The sequence below is a fragment of the Vibrio sp. E150_011 genome, from assembly GCF_053544015.1.
In genome coordinates, this window is the sequence record NZ_JBHFOL010000003.1 from 406,284 (window position 1) to 422,820 (window position 16,537).

Annotated in this window: 4 protein-coding genes; all 4 read left to right on the forward strand. The window is 45.8% G+C overall.

The window, feature by feature from the left end:
* The first annotated feature begins 293 nt into the window (after window positions 1–293).
* Window positions 294–3,917 (forward strand): exodeoxyribonuclease V subunit beta, encoded by a 3,624-nt coding sequence (gene recB, locus ACE1OE_RS07925; protein WP_449210647.1) that lies wholly within the window; start codon window positions 294–296, stop codon window positions 3,915–3,917.
* Complete coding sequence (gene recD / locus ACE1OE_RS07930; RefSeq protein WP_449210648.1) at window positions 3,917–6,118, forward strand: exodeoxyribonuclease V subunit alpha; 2,202 nt, start codon at window positions 3,917–3,919, stop codon at window positions 6,116–6,118. The genes recB and recD overlap by 1 nt, the downstream gene beginning before the upstream one ends.
* A 360-nt stretch (window positions 6,119–6,478) precedes the next feature.
* Entirely contained in the window at window positions 6,479–15,262 is an 8,784-nt protein-coding gene (locus ACE1OE_RS07935) for a LamG-like jellyroll fold domain-containing protein (RefSeq protein WP_449210649.1), read from the forward strand.
* Between the two features lie 14 nt (window positions 15,263–15,276).
* Window positions 15,277–16,527 carry a DUF1501 domain-containing protein gene (locus ACE1OE_RS07940; protein WP_449210650.1) on the forward strand — a complete coding sequence of 417 codons (1,251 nt, stop codon included), beginning with the start codon at window positions 15,277–15,279 and terminating at the stop codon, window positions 16,525–16,527.
* Window positions 16,528–16,537: the final 10 nt, after the last annotated feature.

Consider the following 16,537-nt stretch of genomic DNA (forward strand, 5'->3'; position numbering starts at 1 on the left):
CTAATAGCCTGATAGAGAGAGTAAATCGAGAGAGTGGGCATGAGCGATCGGTTCTTTTAAACCACAGCGCCCATCGGCAAATAGGGGGGAGTGACCGCCAGCATTATTAGTATATGTAGGGAGTACGCTGGTCGGCCACAGGGTCAGAGGGACCGTAATTCGTTAGGCATGATAGTAGTGCCTATCTAATATTGATTCCGTGAATGGGATCGCACGGATTATGGCTTTAACCTCGTAATTTATTGTTTTAATTAAATTTTAAGTACTGGATCACAAAGTTGAGTTCACACATCATGTCAGACAAGAATATTCAGGCACCAATCGCACTTGATACAATGAGTTTTCCCTTGCACGGGGCGAGGCTGATCGAGGCTTCGGCGGGCACAGGGAAAACCTTTACTATTGCTGGCCTCTATTTACGTTTGTTGCTTGGGCATGGTGATGACGCCTCTCGCCATCAGCATCCACTTACCGTTGACCAAATACTGGTGGTGACCTTTACCGAAGCAGCCACTGCAGAACTGCGAGACCGTATCCGTGCACGGATTCATCAGGCCCGAATTGCCTTTGCGCGAGGCCACAGTGATGATCCTGTGATTGCTCCGTTACTGGCGGATATTAAAGACCATCGCTTTGCGGTTACGACGCTATTACAAGCGGAAAGACAGATGGATGAAGCGGCGGTGTATACCATTCATGGTTTTTGCCAGCGCATGCTAACCCAGAATGCCTTTGAATCGGGCGCTCGTTTTAACAACGAATTCATTACGGATGAAAGCCGATTAAAAGCACAAGTGGTGGCAGACTTTTGGCGCAGCCAGTTTTATCCACTTGCTTTGGAATTGGCAAGTGAGGTGAGAAAGCTGTGGGCAACCCCTAGCGCTTTGCTGAAAGACATTTCTCGTTATATGACAGGGCCGGCTGTCGCCTTTACTCGTCATGCCAGTGCAACTGACTTGGCGGCGCTACATCAAGATAACCTTAACGCGATTCAAGCACTAAAAGCTCAATGGAGCGCGGCAGCTGATGATATTGAGGCTTGCATCAGTCAGTCGGATGTCAACAAGCGCAGTTATACCAAAAAGTCACTGCCTACCTGGATTAGCGCGGTGACACAATGGTCGCAAGCCGAGACAAAAGATTACTATTTACCAGAACCACTAGAAAAATTTTCTCAAGCGATATTGAATGAAAAAACACCGAAAGGTACTGCGCCTGCTCATGAGATTTTCCTTGCGATAGAAACCCTGCTTGCGTCACCTCCGGAGCTTAAAACACCACTATTGGCGTTGGCGATCACCCAGTGTCGCCAACGACTGATTGAAGCTAAAGAGAGCAAGCAATGGTTGTCGTTTGATGATCTACTGACGCATTTATCTGCTGCGCTTGAGTTTGAATCGGGCGACCTACTGGCAGAGAAAATACGTCAGCAGTTTCCCGTGGCGATGATCGATGAATTCCAAGATACCGACCCGCTGCAATATCATATTTTTAGTCGCGTCTACCTTGAATACGCACAGTGTGGTTGGTTCATGATTGGTGATCCTAAACAAGCCATTTATGGCTTTCGTGGTGCCGATATTTTTACCTACATCAAGGCAAGAAATCAGGTAACGAAGCACTACACGTTGGGGACGAACTGGCGCTCAAGTGAGAGCATGGTTCAGAGTGTTAACACCCTGTTTGAGCATGCGCAATCGCCGTTTGTGTATGATGACGATATTCCCTTCTTTGCGGTCAACGCGAACCCTAAAGCCCACCTTCGTCACTGGCGTTTGAATGACGAGCCACAAAGTGCCATCGAATTTTGGCTGCAAGAAGCCGAGAAGCCGTTACCAAAAGGTGAATATGTCACCGCAATGGCGGCGTCGACGGCTCAACACATTAAACAGGTGCTGACAGGCTCTCAACATAATGCATCCGTGTTAGTGGATGGGGACAAGCAATCTGCGATTCAAGCCGGAAACATGGCGGTACTGGTGAGAACGGGAACCGAAGGTCAGCTTATTAAGCAAGCACTGGCTGATCGCGGTATTGCCAGTGTCTACCTGTCTAATCGAGATAGTGTATTTGCCAGTCCAGTTGCCATTGATCTGTTGCGTCTACTCCAAGCCGTATGGTCCTTAGGCGATGAACGGGCCTTAAAAGCGGCACTAGCCAGTGAGCTTTTTGCGTTATCGGCTTCCTACCTCAATGATCTTAACTACGAAGAGAGCGTGTGGGAAAAGGTGATGGCAGAGTTTCAAGAGTACCGTCATTTATGGCAGACCCGTGGGGTATTGCCGATGCTGCGAGCGGTACTGTTTAAGCGTGAGATTGCGAGCCGGTTATTGACGGAGGCTGGCGGCGAACGCTTACTGACGGACTACCTTCATCTTGGTGAGCTGCTGCAAAATGAACGACAAGATCTTGAGAGCGATAGCGCCCTGTTGCGTTGGTTTGGTCAATCTATTGACGATGCGCAGCAAGGGTTGGGGGGGAGTGACGAGCACATTCAACGTTTAGAATCTGAACGTAACCTTGTGCAAATTATCACGATCCATAAGTCGAAAGGGCTGGAATATGATCTCGTGTACCTGCCGTTTGTGACTGGCTATCGTGAGGCCTCAGAGGCTAAATATTATGATGACGCCCTGCAATCTCCGGTGATTGACCTTAGTCAGTCAAAGTCGGCACTGGCGCAAGCAGATAAAGAGCGGCTAGCAGAAGACTTACGCCTTATCTACGTGGCATTGACCCGTGCTGTCTATGGGTGTTTTATTGGTATCGCTCCACTGCGTAATGGTCGCTCAACCAAGGAGCCAACGGGGGTGCACCACAGCGCGATAGGGTATTTAGTGCAACAAGCGCAAGAGCTGGGTGTGAACGAACTGGCCTCAGCGCTAGGGCAACTTGAAGGTAAGCAATCGGCGATCCAAGTCGTGTCACCGCCGTGTGTTGATGACGAACTCTATCGAGCTAAAGAAACGGAACTGCCGTCACTCAGTGTTAAAACGCTCGCCTCTGGTATCGACCGAAACTGGAGAATGACGAGCTATTCAAACCTAGTGAAACAAGGGCATCAGCATTCCGACCGCGAGGTGTTCATTGAATCGGCGGGCATTGATATCGACTCTTCTCAAGAAGAGGAAAGCGTGTCTTTGCTTGAACCGGAGAAAACGATTTATCATTTTCCCAAAGGTGCGCGTCCAGGGACGTTCCTCCATACCGTCTTTGAAGAGGTTGAGTTTACTGACCCGGTGAGATCTGAGCATAACCGCGAGGTGATTGAACACTTATTAGATAAAGAACAATATGAGCCACAATGGCTGCCTGTTATTCATGATTTAGTGGATCGCGTTCTTGATACGCCTCTTGACGGCGCATCGATGCTTTTAAGAGACAAATCGCCCTCACAACGTTTGGTTGAGATGGAGTTTTTATTGCCGATTGAGGTTCTGGATGCTGTCTCGCTTAATCGTGTCGTACAACGTTACGATGATCTATCCGCGCAGGCCCAAGACCTCGGTTTTTATACGGTAAGCGGCATGTTAAAAGGCTTCATTGACTTGGTTTTCGAACATGAAGGCCAATACTATGTCCTTGATTGGAAATCGAATTACCTTGGGGATTCGGTGGAGTATTACCAGCAGGCTCAACTGAATCACGCGATGATCGATCATCGCTATGATCTTCAATATCAAATCTACGCCCTTGCGCTGCATCGCTTCCTTAAAACACGCATTAAGGATTATGACTATGACCAGCATATCGGTGGGGTGTATTACTTATTTCTACGGGGTATTGAGCCTGGTTCAACCTCGGGTATTTTTAGCCAAAAGCCTCAAAAGGCATTGATTGAGGCGCTCGATGCGCTGATTTCGGGTGAGACTACACATCATGAGCACTCAGGTGAGCAACAAGGGAAGGGACAATAATGTCGGATCGGTTTCAGTCATTACCAGAGATCATTGAATTCTTAACAGAAAAGAAAATATTACGCCCTTTAGATCGTCAGTTTTCTAAGTTTGTCGCGTCATTGGAGTCACGTTATCAAGCTGAGGTCATGTGGCTAGCCGCTTTGACAAGTGCGCAACTCGGCCAAGGGCATATTTGCTTGAACCTAGACCCTAGTGAAGCTCATCAACCATCACTCAGCGGTGGCGCAAACTTGCAACCAAGTGCGAGTGTACTTGGGATCTATGGCGATGCGGCGCAGCAGATTGACCGCGTGGTAAGCCAAGTCGATTGGTTGGCGGTATTGAGCGGTGCGGATAGCATAGAAGCGATTAATATTAATGGTCTTAATGCAAGTAACGCTAACGGTGATTCGCCGACTCCGCTGGTTTGGCAAAGAGGGCGTTTGTACTTGCACCGTTATTACCGGTATGAACAAACCATCGCTGAGCGTCTCAATGCCATGGCAACACCAATTACGATTGAAGACCCATCGAAATCGGCTGAGCTGTTAGATCGATTGTTTGCTCGTGAGTACCACTATTTATTTGCGTCAATACAGGCTTTGTCTAATGACAAAAATACTCAAGTGACACGGCAACAGCTCGTTTGCGATGCATTAGATGTGGTGCTGCCTGACGCTATCGATTGGAGTGGGGTGGATCAAGTTCTGCTTGCGGCAAACCAGGTAAGTGATCTTGATATTCTGAGCGCTTTGATTCCACTGCCGCTTTGTTTGAATTGGCAAAAAGTAGCGGCGGCGGTAGCGCTTACACGTCGCTTCTCCGTGATATCGGGTGGTCCGGGAACCGGAAAAACCACCACAGTGACCAAGTTATTGGCCGCATTGCTGCATCAATCGCGTTCAGATAAGCAGGGGCCAGTGATAAAGCTGGTGGCACCGACGGGAAAAGCCGCAGCTCGTTTAACGGAGTCGATTGGTAAAGCGGTGACGAGCCTCGCGATTGACCCTAAAACCATGGAGCAAATTCCAACCGAGTCGAGCACAATTCATCGCTTGTTGGGTGCGATTCCGAACCGAGTGGAATTCAGACATAATCGAGACAATCCGTTGCACCTTGATGTTTTGGTGCTTGATGAAGCATCGATGGTGGATCTGCCGATGATGCATCGATTATTAGATGCGTTGCCGCCACATGCTCGCCTTATACTTCTTGGTGACAAAGATCAGCTCGCCTCTGTCGAGGCTGGAGCGGTGTTGTCGGACATCTGTGAGTTTTCCTCTCTGGGGTACAGTCCAGCGCAAAATGACACCATTCAGCAATTGACGCAGTTTGACTGTCAACGAGTGCTACCAACCAAAAAATCGACTCAAAGCAGCGCGGTTGCAGATGGTTTGTGTGTACTGCAAAAAAGCTATCGCTTTGATGCGCGCTCCGGCATTGGCCAGTTGGCGAAGGCCATTAATGCCAGTGATACTCGTGGTTTTGATCGGGTGTGGGAAAAAGGATTTACTGATATTCAATGGCATCATTTGAGTGGTAATGCTTACCAAGATTTGTTGAAAAGCATGGTGAATGCGTACAAACCGTATTTAGATGTTATTAAGCTAGAGCCTACTGGTGAAGACCGAAATACAAACGAAATTTTAGCCGAATGGCAACGAAAAACGGCAAAGTTAGCATTGACGACTTTTGCTCATCATCGGTTGTTATGCGCGGTTCGAGAAGGCGACTTTGGTGTGGTTGGCCTAAATCAGAGAATTGAACAACGATTAAATCAACGAGCAATGATCGCGAATAGTGAGGTTCAGTGGTATGCCGGACGCCCTATCATGGTGACACGTAACGATCACAACCTAGGCTTATACAATGGCGATATCGGTTTATGTATGGTGGATTACACAGGCGATGTCGATAAGCTAAAGGTGTTTTTTGAATTGCCAGATGGCAGTATTAAATCGGTGTTGCCGAGCCGAGTTCCGGACCATGACACGGCCTATGCTATGACCATCCATAAGTCTCAAGGCAGCGAATTTGCTCATACCTTTTTGATTCTACCCGGTGATTTTTCGCCATTGCTGACTAAAGAATTGATCTATACCGGTATTACTCGCGCTAAAAAGACCCTGACAATGATCGCTGATCCTGCTGTTGTTCACAAAACTATCCGCAGTAAAACGGTGAGGCATAGTGGTTTGGCGCAGCAGTTAGCGCGTTAATAAGTAGTGATACGTTGTTCAATTTAAAAGGTTGAGCAACGTATTTTAATTAGATGAAATAGCGATGGAGGTATATAAGCCCTCCCTTTCAATATTTACATATTATATGGCGCGCATGATTTTTATTAAATGACAATGTTTAATTTTAAAATGTTGGCATAGCTTATCGAAAATAATCACAGGGTCATATTTTTGACTGTTTCAAACGTCATTTTTCCGACTTACATATTAATTTAATTTTTGATACCTATAAGTAAAATATATTGTACCTTCTGTTTTTTGACTATTGCTTGTTATTTTTTATATTACTTTACTATATCGATTTATTTTTATAAGAATTAAAGGTATAGGGAATATAAAATGATGAATAAAATGGCAGTGGTGCCACAAGGGATTACTTTATTCGCTATTTTCAGTGTGTTTGCTTCTGTTGCTCAAGCGAATAATGAGAGTTATTCGTTATTACAACCTCAATTGTTGGATGAAGAACAAAGCTATTATATCCACGAGCCCAATATTGAGTTGGGTAATGTGTATATTTTTGAACTTGAAAATAAAAATGAAATAGACGCTGCTTATGCGGATATTTTTGCTGATAGTGAGCGTATTGCTTCACTTAAAGTGGATGGTGATACTCGTGATTATGCTATTAGCGTAAATGGCTCAATCGAGGAGCTTGAATTAAGGGTAGTAGAAGGGCAAGTCACGTTATCTCACGTTTCAAATCAGCAAGACTTACCGTTGCAAAATCCCAATACTGCAATAGAAAGAATCGAATTAGGTACTTTTGAATTAACCGATCAGTGGCAGACACTTTACCCGACTCTACAATATTCGATGCCTATTTTACTAACGTCAGCATATCAAGTCAGTAGCGGTGATGTTGAGGTAACAACAGAGCCGAACGTGAATGACTCAGGTGTGGTTGAACGACGCCAAGATGCGGCAGGTAATTGGGAGTTGCGCGTTAAGCCTTGGCCAGGAATGGATAACTTTCACGCGAATATCGATTACTTGATTATAGAGGCGCAAGAATATCAGTCTGAGTCAATGCAGCTACTGGCCGCTCGCTTAAACCGCACGTCGAGTGATTTCTGGCAGCAATGGTTATTTTCTGAGGCCAGCCAATTAGGTATGAATTGGCACCACCTTCCTGCCGTGGTTACTCAACCGCAAACTCAACATGATGAACGCAGCCTATTTGCTCGCATTAAACAGCTGGACTTCTCTGGATTCTGGAGCGCGTTATTCTATCCAAGCGCAAATGGAACCGGTGGCGATACAGATGAAGAGTTGGGTGTACTGGCGTTATCGGTGAATGAGGATGCCACATTAGCGATTCTTGATGTGAATATGCCCGTCTCCATGAACACATTTTCTTTAAAAGAAGCCTGGAAACAAATGGGAGATTGGGAGTATAGACTGACCGAAGATACCACCGATGATTCAGAACAAAGTCACACGTCGGAAACCGTAAACCTGATTCAAATAGGTGAGATTCAATTGGTACAAACAGTGACCAATAACGGTTCAGATAACTACAGTATTGAGCGCCGATTACATAGTTCGGTTGATTACGATCATGATGGGCTTCGTGATGAGTTTGATGCTGATAAGGATAATGATGGTGTTGCCAACGCGGATGATGCTTACCCCTACGACGAACTGCGTTCGGTTGTTGCTGTCGTTCAAGTGCCGTCGATGATTCATGCCGTGGACTATACCGAAGGTCAAGACAATGACGAGGGAGAAAGTAACTATCGAGGCGCAGACGGCATTGATATTGAGAATGATGCTACCGCTGGCTTGCATATTAGTCGAATGAATGAAGGAGAATGGTTAAGGTACACGATTGACGTGGCTCAAGCCGGTTACTATGACGTCACATTTTCTCTGGGTAGTGAAGGTACCTCTACACTGGAACTGCAAGTCGAAGGGCAGCGAAATACGACCTTAGATTTTCAATCTGGGGGAGCGAGAAACTTCCAGCCGTTTACGATACCGACCGTATATCTTCCCACTGGAGAGCAAACACTAACCGTTACTGCGAAACATGGCAGCTTTCGTTTTGCAAATATAGAAATAGCAGAACATGCCCCTGAGCTGTCGCCACTGTTGAAGTTAATGTTTGAAGATGACCATGATCTAACAATAGATAGTTCAAGCTATGCAAGAGAAGACGTCAAGCAATTGGGGGACTTTGAGCAGCCGATAATGCGTACTGGTTATGGTTTACAATTTGCGGGTGATCACACTCAGAAACTCGTGTGGAAAGCTGGCCCTACATTAAGCGATTTCTCTTTAAGTGTCCAAATCAACCAAGCTGATGTAGCAGAAGGTACGCTTAGTCTTATGGCATTAAGTCAGGCAGAGCGTGGATTTTTATTACTAGAAAAAACGCAGTCAGGCGTATTAAGACTTCGTAGCGTAGTGAAAGATGATCAAAATAACGAGATTGAACGAAGCCGGTGGGATATACAAGAAGGCACGGATAGCAACGGGTTCTTAACCATCACTTTTGCAACGGTAGAAAACCATACGTTGTACCGAGTGGGAGACCTCAAGGTTTATATTGATGGCGAACAAGTTGTCGATGAACAGCGTGTCTTTTTACCGCGCTACGATGTCAGTCAGTTGGTTCTCGGTGATAGTAGTGCTTCACTGACTCAGTTTTATAGTATTGGACGAGTGCAGCTCGATGAATGGCGCCTTGATGGTCATGCACTTAGCGCTTCTCAAATTGCCTCTGTCTACGCCAATAGCGCTGCGCCAGATACGGACAATGATGGGCACATTGATATTGTCGATGCGTTTCCGGAGGATGTTCATGAGTGGCAAGACAGCGATAACGATGGGTTAGGTAATAATGCCGACACCGATGATGACAATGATGGCGCACCAGACAGCACTGATGCCTTCCCGCTTGATCCCACTGAAGACACCGACACCGATGGCAATGGCATTGGTAACAACGCCGATACGGATGATGATGGTGATGGGGTGTTGGATGACAATGATGCATACCCTACGGATCCTAACCACTCTGAAAGTGTGACGTTAACGGTCAATGTCGATGATATTGGCGTGCCATTAACAGCGCAGATTATCTTTACTCATGGCGAGGAAAGTTATCCGTTAAATGTGCCATTTGGGGAGCTGAAAAACACCACGCTTCCCGCGCAAAAATACAGCGTTTATGCGCCCTCTGTTCAAGGGTTACAAGCATTCCGTACGCCAGTTATCGTGGATTTAAGTGATGCTGACACGGTACCGGAGGCGCTGTCTCTACGATATCGCCCAACCCCTGATGTCTCATATGTTAACCAGCGTGCCTTACCGGGGTTGAGCATTGACGTGCTAAAAACAGGCTTGGGCAATATTCGCCAGTTGGCGTTAGGTGACGGGGTACTTTACGCCGCAACGCGAACAGAAGACAAAGTCTATGGCATGCCCTTCAACGCCGCTACCATGGAAGTGGGTCACCCGGTTGTGGTGGCCGATGGGTTGAACATGCCGAGCGGCTTAGCGTATCGAGATGGGGCGTTATACATTGCTGATGTAGATGGCTTATATCGTGTCAACGATGTGGATGCACATTATACCGCTTTCCCAACTACCGAAACGTTGTTGACCTTGCCAGGGAGTGAGCTGGATACCTCTGATCGATCACAAGCCGGGCAAATTCACCATCAATGGAAGTTCATCCGTTTCGGTCCCAACCCTAACGACAACAGTATTTATATCCCGGTTGGTCAGCCGTGTAACGCGTGCAGTATTGAAGATGAACGCTTTGGTACCATCTTAAAATACGACTTAAACACGGGGGAATACACTATTGCGGCGAAAGGTATTCGTAATACCGTCGGCTTTGATTTCCATCCCGATACCCAAAACTTGTGGTTCAGTGACAATAGCCGTCAAGCGACGGGACTGGGTTCAGAGTTTCAAGGCGTGGTCGATGAGCTCAACCACGTGACAGAAGAAGGTCAACACTTTGGCGCGCCTTACGTTTATGGTTATGGGCAGCTTGGTGTTTCTCAAGACGAAGAAGACAATGGTGAAGGGCTCAATATTCCTTTATCGGATATTCGCGTCGAAAATTACCAAGCGCCAGCATTGAGTATTGCCGGTCATTCAGCGCCACTCGGCATTGAGTTCAACAACCTATTGCCAGCAAGTTTTGGTGCCCAACAGTTGTGGATAGCAGAGCATGGTAACGGCACGCCAGAGCATGAAGGCATTCATGTTCAACTGGTAGGAATGAACGCGCAAGGCGAGATTGATTATCAGATAGACGCCATTCCATTTATGAAGACATTTGGTGGCAGCTATATCTGTTTTGATGGTTCATGTAATGGCCGCCCTGTCGCGTTTTTGACGCTGGCTGATGGCAGTATGTTGATGTCAGATGATGCCATGGACAGCTTGGTTCATATTAAATCAAATGAAGCTGCATTACTGGACACTACCTTAACCATTACGCCGCCTGACGCGCCAAGTAACGACTTAGTGAACGAGCGTGTGCGTGTTCGTCTAACGGATCCGTTGGGCTATGAGCGAAACATCACGCTGCGTTTTGGTGGTCAACCACTAGTCATACAGGGTGCAATACATGGTGATTACACGCTAAAAGCCTTGGACTTCACAGATTGGCTGTCTGAATTAGACGCCCCTGAAAGTCAGTCACTGAACAGTGACAACAAAGCGATCGCGTGGGGAGTGGATTACTATGAAGTGACGGTAGACTCAGGGAGTGTCACCTTAAGGACGCCAACATCACCGAGTTTTGATGTCGTCAACGACCAACAATCAGTGACGATAACGGGAGAAAATTACCAGTCAAACCAAAATATGGCGTGGAACAGTACGTTAGTACTGGATGACTTAGCGTTAGGAGAGTATGAATTGGTCGTCTCTCAGGTTGGGGCGTATTCACCCGTGCCATCGAGCCAACGTTTGAGTGTTACGGGTCGCGAACCTAATGTAAACGCGACATGGACCATGAGCGGTGACAGCACGACCGGTGCGTCGTTATACCAAGAAAAATGCGCCGATTGCCATAATGGACAGGGTGTGGGACCCGACCTGATTGGCGATCAGGCTGTCGCGGATCGATGGTCAGATCGTTCATTGACTCAATTGAAAAGTAAAGTGGATACGATGTTTACGATGACGTGTGATGATCTATGTCGTCAGAAGGTCGCCAGTTACTTGTGGTATGACGTATGGGGAAATAAAACTGAGGAGGTCGTTGAACCAGGTATTATTTCACTCGCTTTGAATGCATCAAATAATGAACAAGTAACGGTTCGTATAATTGGCGATAATGTTGAGAAAGAAGTCGTTGTTACTGCTGGTGATGAAACGTCGATTATTGATCTACCATTGCAATATTATCGAATTGAAGTCGTGACAAAGACTGGCGTTCGCGCTATTCCAGCGGGCTACCAAGCGACGTTAAGCGAACAAGCTCCAACTCATACGATTATGTTTGAGCTACAAGCCGATCCGGATAGTGATGGTGACGGTATTGCGGATTCAAGAGACTGGGATGATGACAATGACGGAACCCCGGACTTGTTGGATGAATCACCACTTGATAACGCTGTGACTAATAATACGCTCATCTTCGATTACGGTTTTGAAGCGGAAAGCCGCAGTGTCAATCCAGATTCACCAAATGAAGGGAACTACTGGGTATACCAGAGTAGAAATTCTGCACCTAACCTGTATGCCAATCAGTATTTTGAACCCGTTCCAGGAGCCGTTGGCGACGGCGCATATAGCTATAAAGCTCGTACATTATTCGCTAACGGACTGACATTTAATTTAACGACGTTCTTAGAGAGTTTTACCTTTAGCTACTGGATGAACTTTTCTTATATTGATGCAGGCAGTTACCTCGGCCTCAACCGCTGTACGTGGCTCTGTCTGGTGCCGAATCAAGATAGCTCAATATCGGTCTTTGATAATAATGTTGAGATACATAAGAGTCAGGTGATTGATGGCTTAGATGGCTGGGCTCATATCGCGTTAGTTTACGATCAAGGAACATTCCATCTTTACGTAGATGGTAAGTCGATATCAACGTTTGTACATAGCGTCGATAAGTGGAGCCTAGACGGTCGACTCTTTATTGGTAACCCTAATAAAGGTATTGATGAGCTCAAGTTGTTTGACGCTGCACTCACAGCCAGTCAAGTGTCTGCACTGCGAGGTGATAACGACGGTGATGGCGTGCTCGATATTGACGATTTGTCCTCGAAAGATAACACGCTGGGCCTTGATAGTGATAATGATGGCATAGAAGATAGCCGAGATCTGGATGACGACAACGATGGTGTCGTGGACAGTTTGGATTGGGCGCCTACCGACGCCAGTGAAACCTTAGATACTGACGGTGATGGGATTGGTAACAACGCCGACAATGATGACGACAATGATGGTGTACTTGATGCTTACGATGGTTATCCACTGGATCCTTTGCTCAGCACATTGCCGGTCATGGTCGATATTGACCCGAATACCGCCACATTTGCTGATGTTAACGAAAGATTAATCCAAGCAAGGTGTGTGGCATGTCATACCGATGGTGGTGCGGCGGATCTCAGTCAACTGAAATTTGAACACGGTGATGATGATCTGACGGTCCAAAAAAATGCCGATCGTTTAATGGATTATGTCCGAGATTATGACAGTGAGATTGTGACTGTCCTCGCCAAGCCTGCAGGTAAAGTCAATCATGGCGGTGCCACGGTTTTTCCTGAATCAAGTAATCAGTGGCAAATTCTACGTGCGGTTTTATATAAAGCGTTTAATAAGCCGATTGAAACTGAACCAGAAGAGACCAGCTTATTCCACTTAGAGAGCAGAGACCAAACCTACAGAAAAGCGAAGCTGCTGCTGCAGGGGGAAGTACCGACTCAAAGTGAGATGTTAGATGCCAGAAGCTGGAGCGAAGAAAAGCTTAGAGAGGAAGTCACAAAACTGACGGACAGTAGTGAGCAGTTTAAAGCGTTTGTTATACGCACTGCTAACGACAATCTGCACACAAGATCGTTGCTCGGTATTAATGATTATCGCCGGCAAGATTACACGAACGACTATTACTATTGGCACTACCCTGAGTCATACAACTTAATTTCTACTGAAGGGTCGGACGTGACTTATCAAGATGGAATTAAATTCTCCAGGGAATTAATAGAAGCACCACTCGAACTTATTTGGGACATTGTTTCTAAAGATAAACCGTATAGTGAGGTTTTAACCGCAGATTACACAATGGGTTCTGCGTCAACAGCGAAACACTTTGCTGATATCAATGTTGAAGAAGGGACATTTGTGCCCGTTAAAGACACGAATTATCACGTGTCCTCAGACGGTAGGTTGCCCAATTATTATGGGGATAGCAGAGAACGGGTATGGTCCGAAAATGACATTAGTGTCGATCGGCCGCATTCTGGTGTGCTCTCTACGTTTGGATACTTGTGGACGTACCCCAACACCGATACCAACTTTCATCGTACACGTGCTAACAATACGATGAAAATATTCCTCAATTATGAGATTGAAACCAATTTAGCTCGGACGATTTCAACCGACGATGTCATTGATGATGATAACCCAACGATGAATAACCCAGCTTGTGCGAACTGTCATATCACCATGGATCCTATTGCAGCCGGCTTCCAAGACTATGGACATGAAGGCCAATATAAATATGTGGGAGGCAAAAACTCACTCATTGGAAGTTATCGAGCAGAATACATTTTTGATGACAATGAAACGTGGTACAGAGATATCCGTCCAGCTGGTTATTATGGTGTAAACCTCCCAGATGGCGAGGTGCCAATTAAATGGCTTGGTGAGCGTTTAGTTCAGGACCGAAGATTTGCCACTGGTACGGTGAACTTTTGGTGGCCGGCTCTGTTTAGCCGAAACTTGCGAAAAGCCCCCGATCCTGACTCGTTAGAGTATCAAGATGAACTGGCTATTTATGAGTATGAGCAAAGGATCGTAGAAGACCTCGCTGATAATTTCGTGGCGTCAAATATGAACCTGAAGCTTCTCTTGGTGGACATGATTATGCATGAATACTTCAGAGCAGAATCGACAACAGAGGGCTCAATCTCTGGATTGGAACGTTACCGAGCGCTCACGCCAGAAGAGCTGATCAACAAATTCGAGAGTGTGACTGGCTATTCATATAACGAAGATGGAGATTGGGGGGTGAGTGAGCATCTATTTAATGACACCAGCTATCGCGTCAATCTCGGAGGTATTGATTCAATTTCTACGAAAACTCGACAGCGTGATGTATCCGCGATTGCTTATGGTTTGATGAAATCACAAGCCGTAACGTCGTCGTGCAGCATTATCGTGAATGAATTTAAAGCTCAGAATAAGCGCTTATTCAACGGTATATCGGAGAGCGATGTACCAGGGTTGTATTCAAAGACGGATGTCATCATTAGCGCATCAGACTCCCCAGTGAATACAGAGGTTTGGTCATTTGCAGGAAAAGGAGTCAATTCAATCAGACTCAAGTTTACTGAAGGTGGGTTTATTGGTCGGTATCTATGGATCAAAAATGAAAACGACGATGTTGTACTAGAAGGGACGTTACAAGAGTTAGTACAACGTGGTGTCATCACTCATAATTTCACAGAACATAGTGATGGTGAGTCGATTTCAACGTGGAGTAATAACAATACTCGATTTATCAACATTAATATTGATATTCCTAGCAGTGGTAATTACACCGCCATTATTGAAAGTACGCCTAAAAACCAACTAGATGTTGGCATCAATGTGACGTGGAAACAGCAGGATACTCGATTAGCGGTAGGTGATAGTAAAGATAAGGTACAGGCAAAGCTATCTGAGCTGATCAACACATTATGGGGTGAGAACACATCGGTGGAGAGTGAAGAAGTACTTAAAGCTTATGAATTGTTTGCACAACTACTCGATAATCGTACGCTGGAAGCAGATGGTAGATCGTTAGATAGCTATGGTCGTTGTGCTTATATGAGCGCTGATCCTAATGCGAATATTGAACTTAGTGATACGTACAACACGCTCAATACGTGGCAAGCGATGTTGTCATACTTCCTGATGGACTTTAGGTTCGGGCATGAGTAATTAGGAGAAGAATTATGGAACGAAGAAATTTTCTAAAAATGCTAGGTATAGGCGCGACAGCGACGACTTTTCCTGCGTTATCGTTTGGACAAAGTGCCGAATCTGACCAGTACTTTATTTACGTGAATGCCCAAGGTGGATGGGATGTGACCTACTTCTGTGACCCAAAAGTAAATGTTGATGGTCAACCTGTCATCACCAATTGGTCTAAGGACAGTGCGGTTGGAAAGGCTGGGAACTTGTATTACGCACCAGTAGGGGGTAATAAAAGTTTCTTTGATAAACACCATGACAAAACGCTCGTGATTAATGGTGTCAATATGAATACGGTTAATCACACGTCAGGTGTCATTTACTCAGTATCAGGCAAGATATCTCGCACGCATCCAACACTCGGTGCACTCAATGCCAGTAATGCGAACGCAGAACTCGCAATCCCCTTTATGACTTCGTCAGAGTATAAAAATACCAAGGACTTAGTGTCTGGGTTCAACTTGTCTGGCAATTCTGATGATTTAATTGCTAAAGCGGCTTACCCGTATAACCATAAAGGCGGAACAACCAGTTCAATCTATCTAGGAAATGAAGAGCAACTACTTGAAAGTGCGCATAAATTGTCAACAGAACGGTTGGTTAACAATACAAGCCTGCTCGCGGGTGATAATGCTCGCTTAAAAAGGTTTAAGAGCACGAGTGAACAAAATCAGTATTTATACAAACTCGCTGAATACCATCAGACATTAAAAGAAACGGTGCCTGATGGGGTGGATCAAACGTTCACCTTTATGATGGCTGGACTTTGTTCGGGCTATACATCCAGTGCCGACATTGCGTGCTATGGATTTGATACGCATTTTAACAATGACGCCGGCCAGATAGATAGCTTAGATCGTTTGACGCGACATGTTGATTATATTTGGCAAGTCGCTGAAGCGGGCGGCATTGCTGACCGTCTCACGGTTCTAGTCGGTTCTGATTTTTCTAGAACCCCAGCTTATAACGGGAGTGCGGGCAAAGATCATTGGCCAATCAATAGTTATTTGGTCATGAATAAGACTTGGGGCTTAGGAAACCAAGTGATAGGAACGACAACAGATGGTCACTACGCAAATAAAATGGACATGAATACGCTAAAAGAGGATGCCGAAGGGGAGCATTTGACGCCTGAACATGTACATCAATTAGTCAGAGAAAAACTAGGCTTAGCCCAAACTGAGCAGGGGATTAAATATGCATTAGGTGTTGCGAACCCTATCAGTATTTAATTTAAGCGTG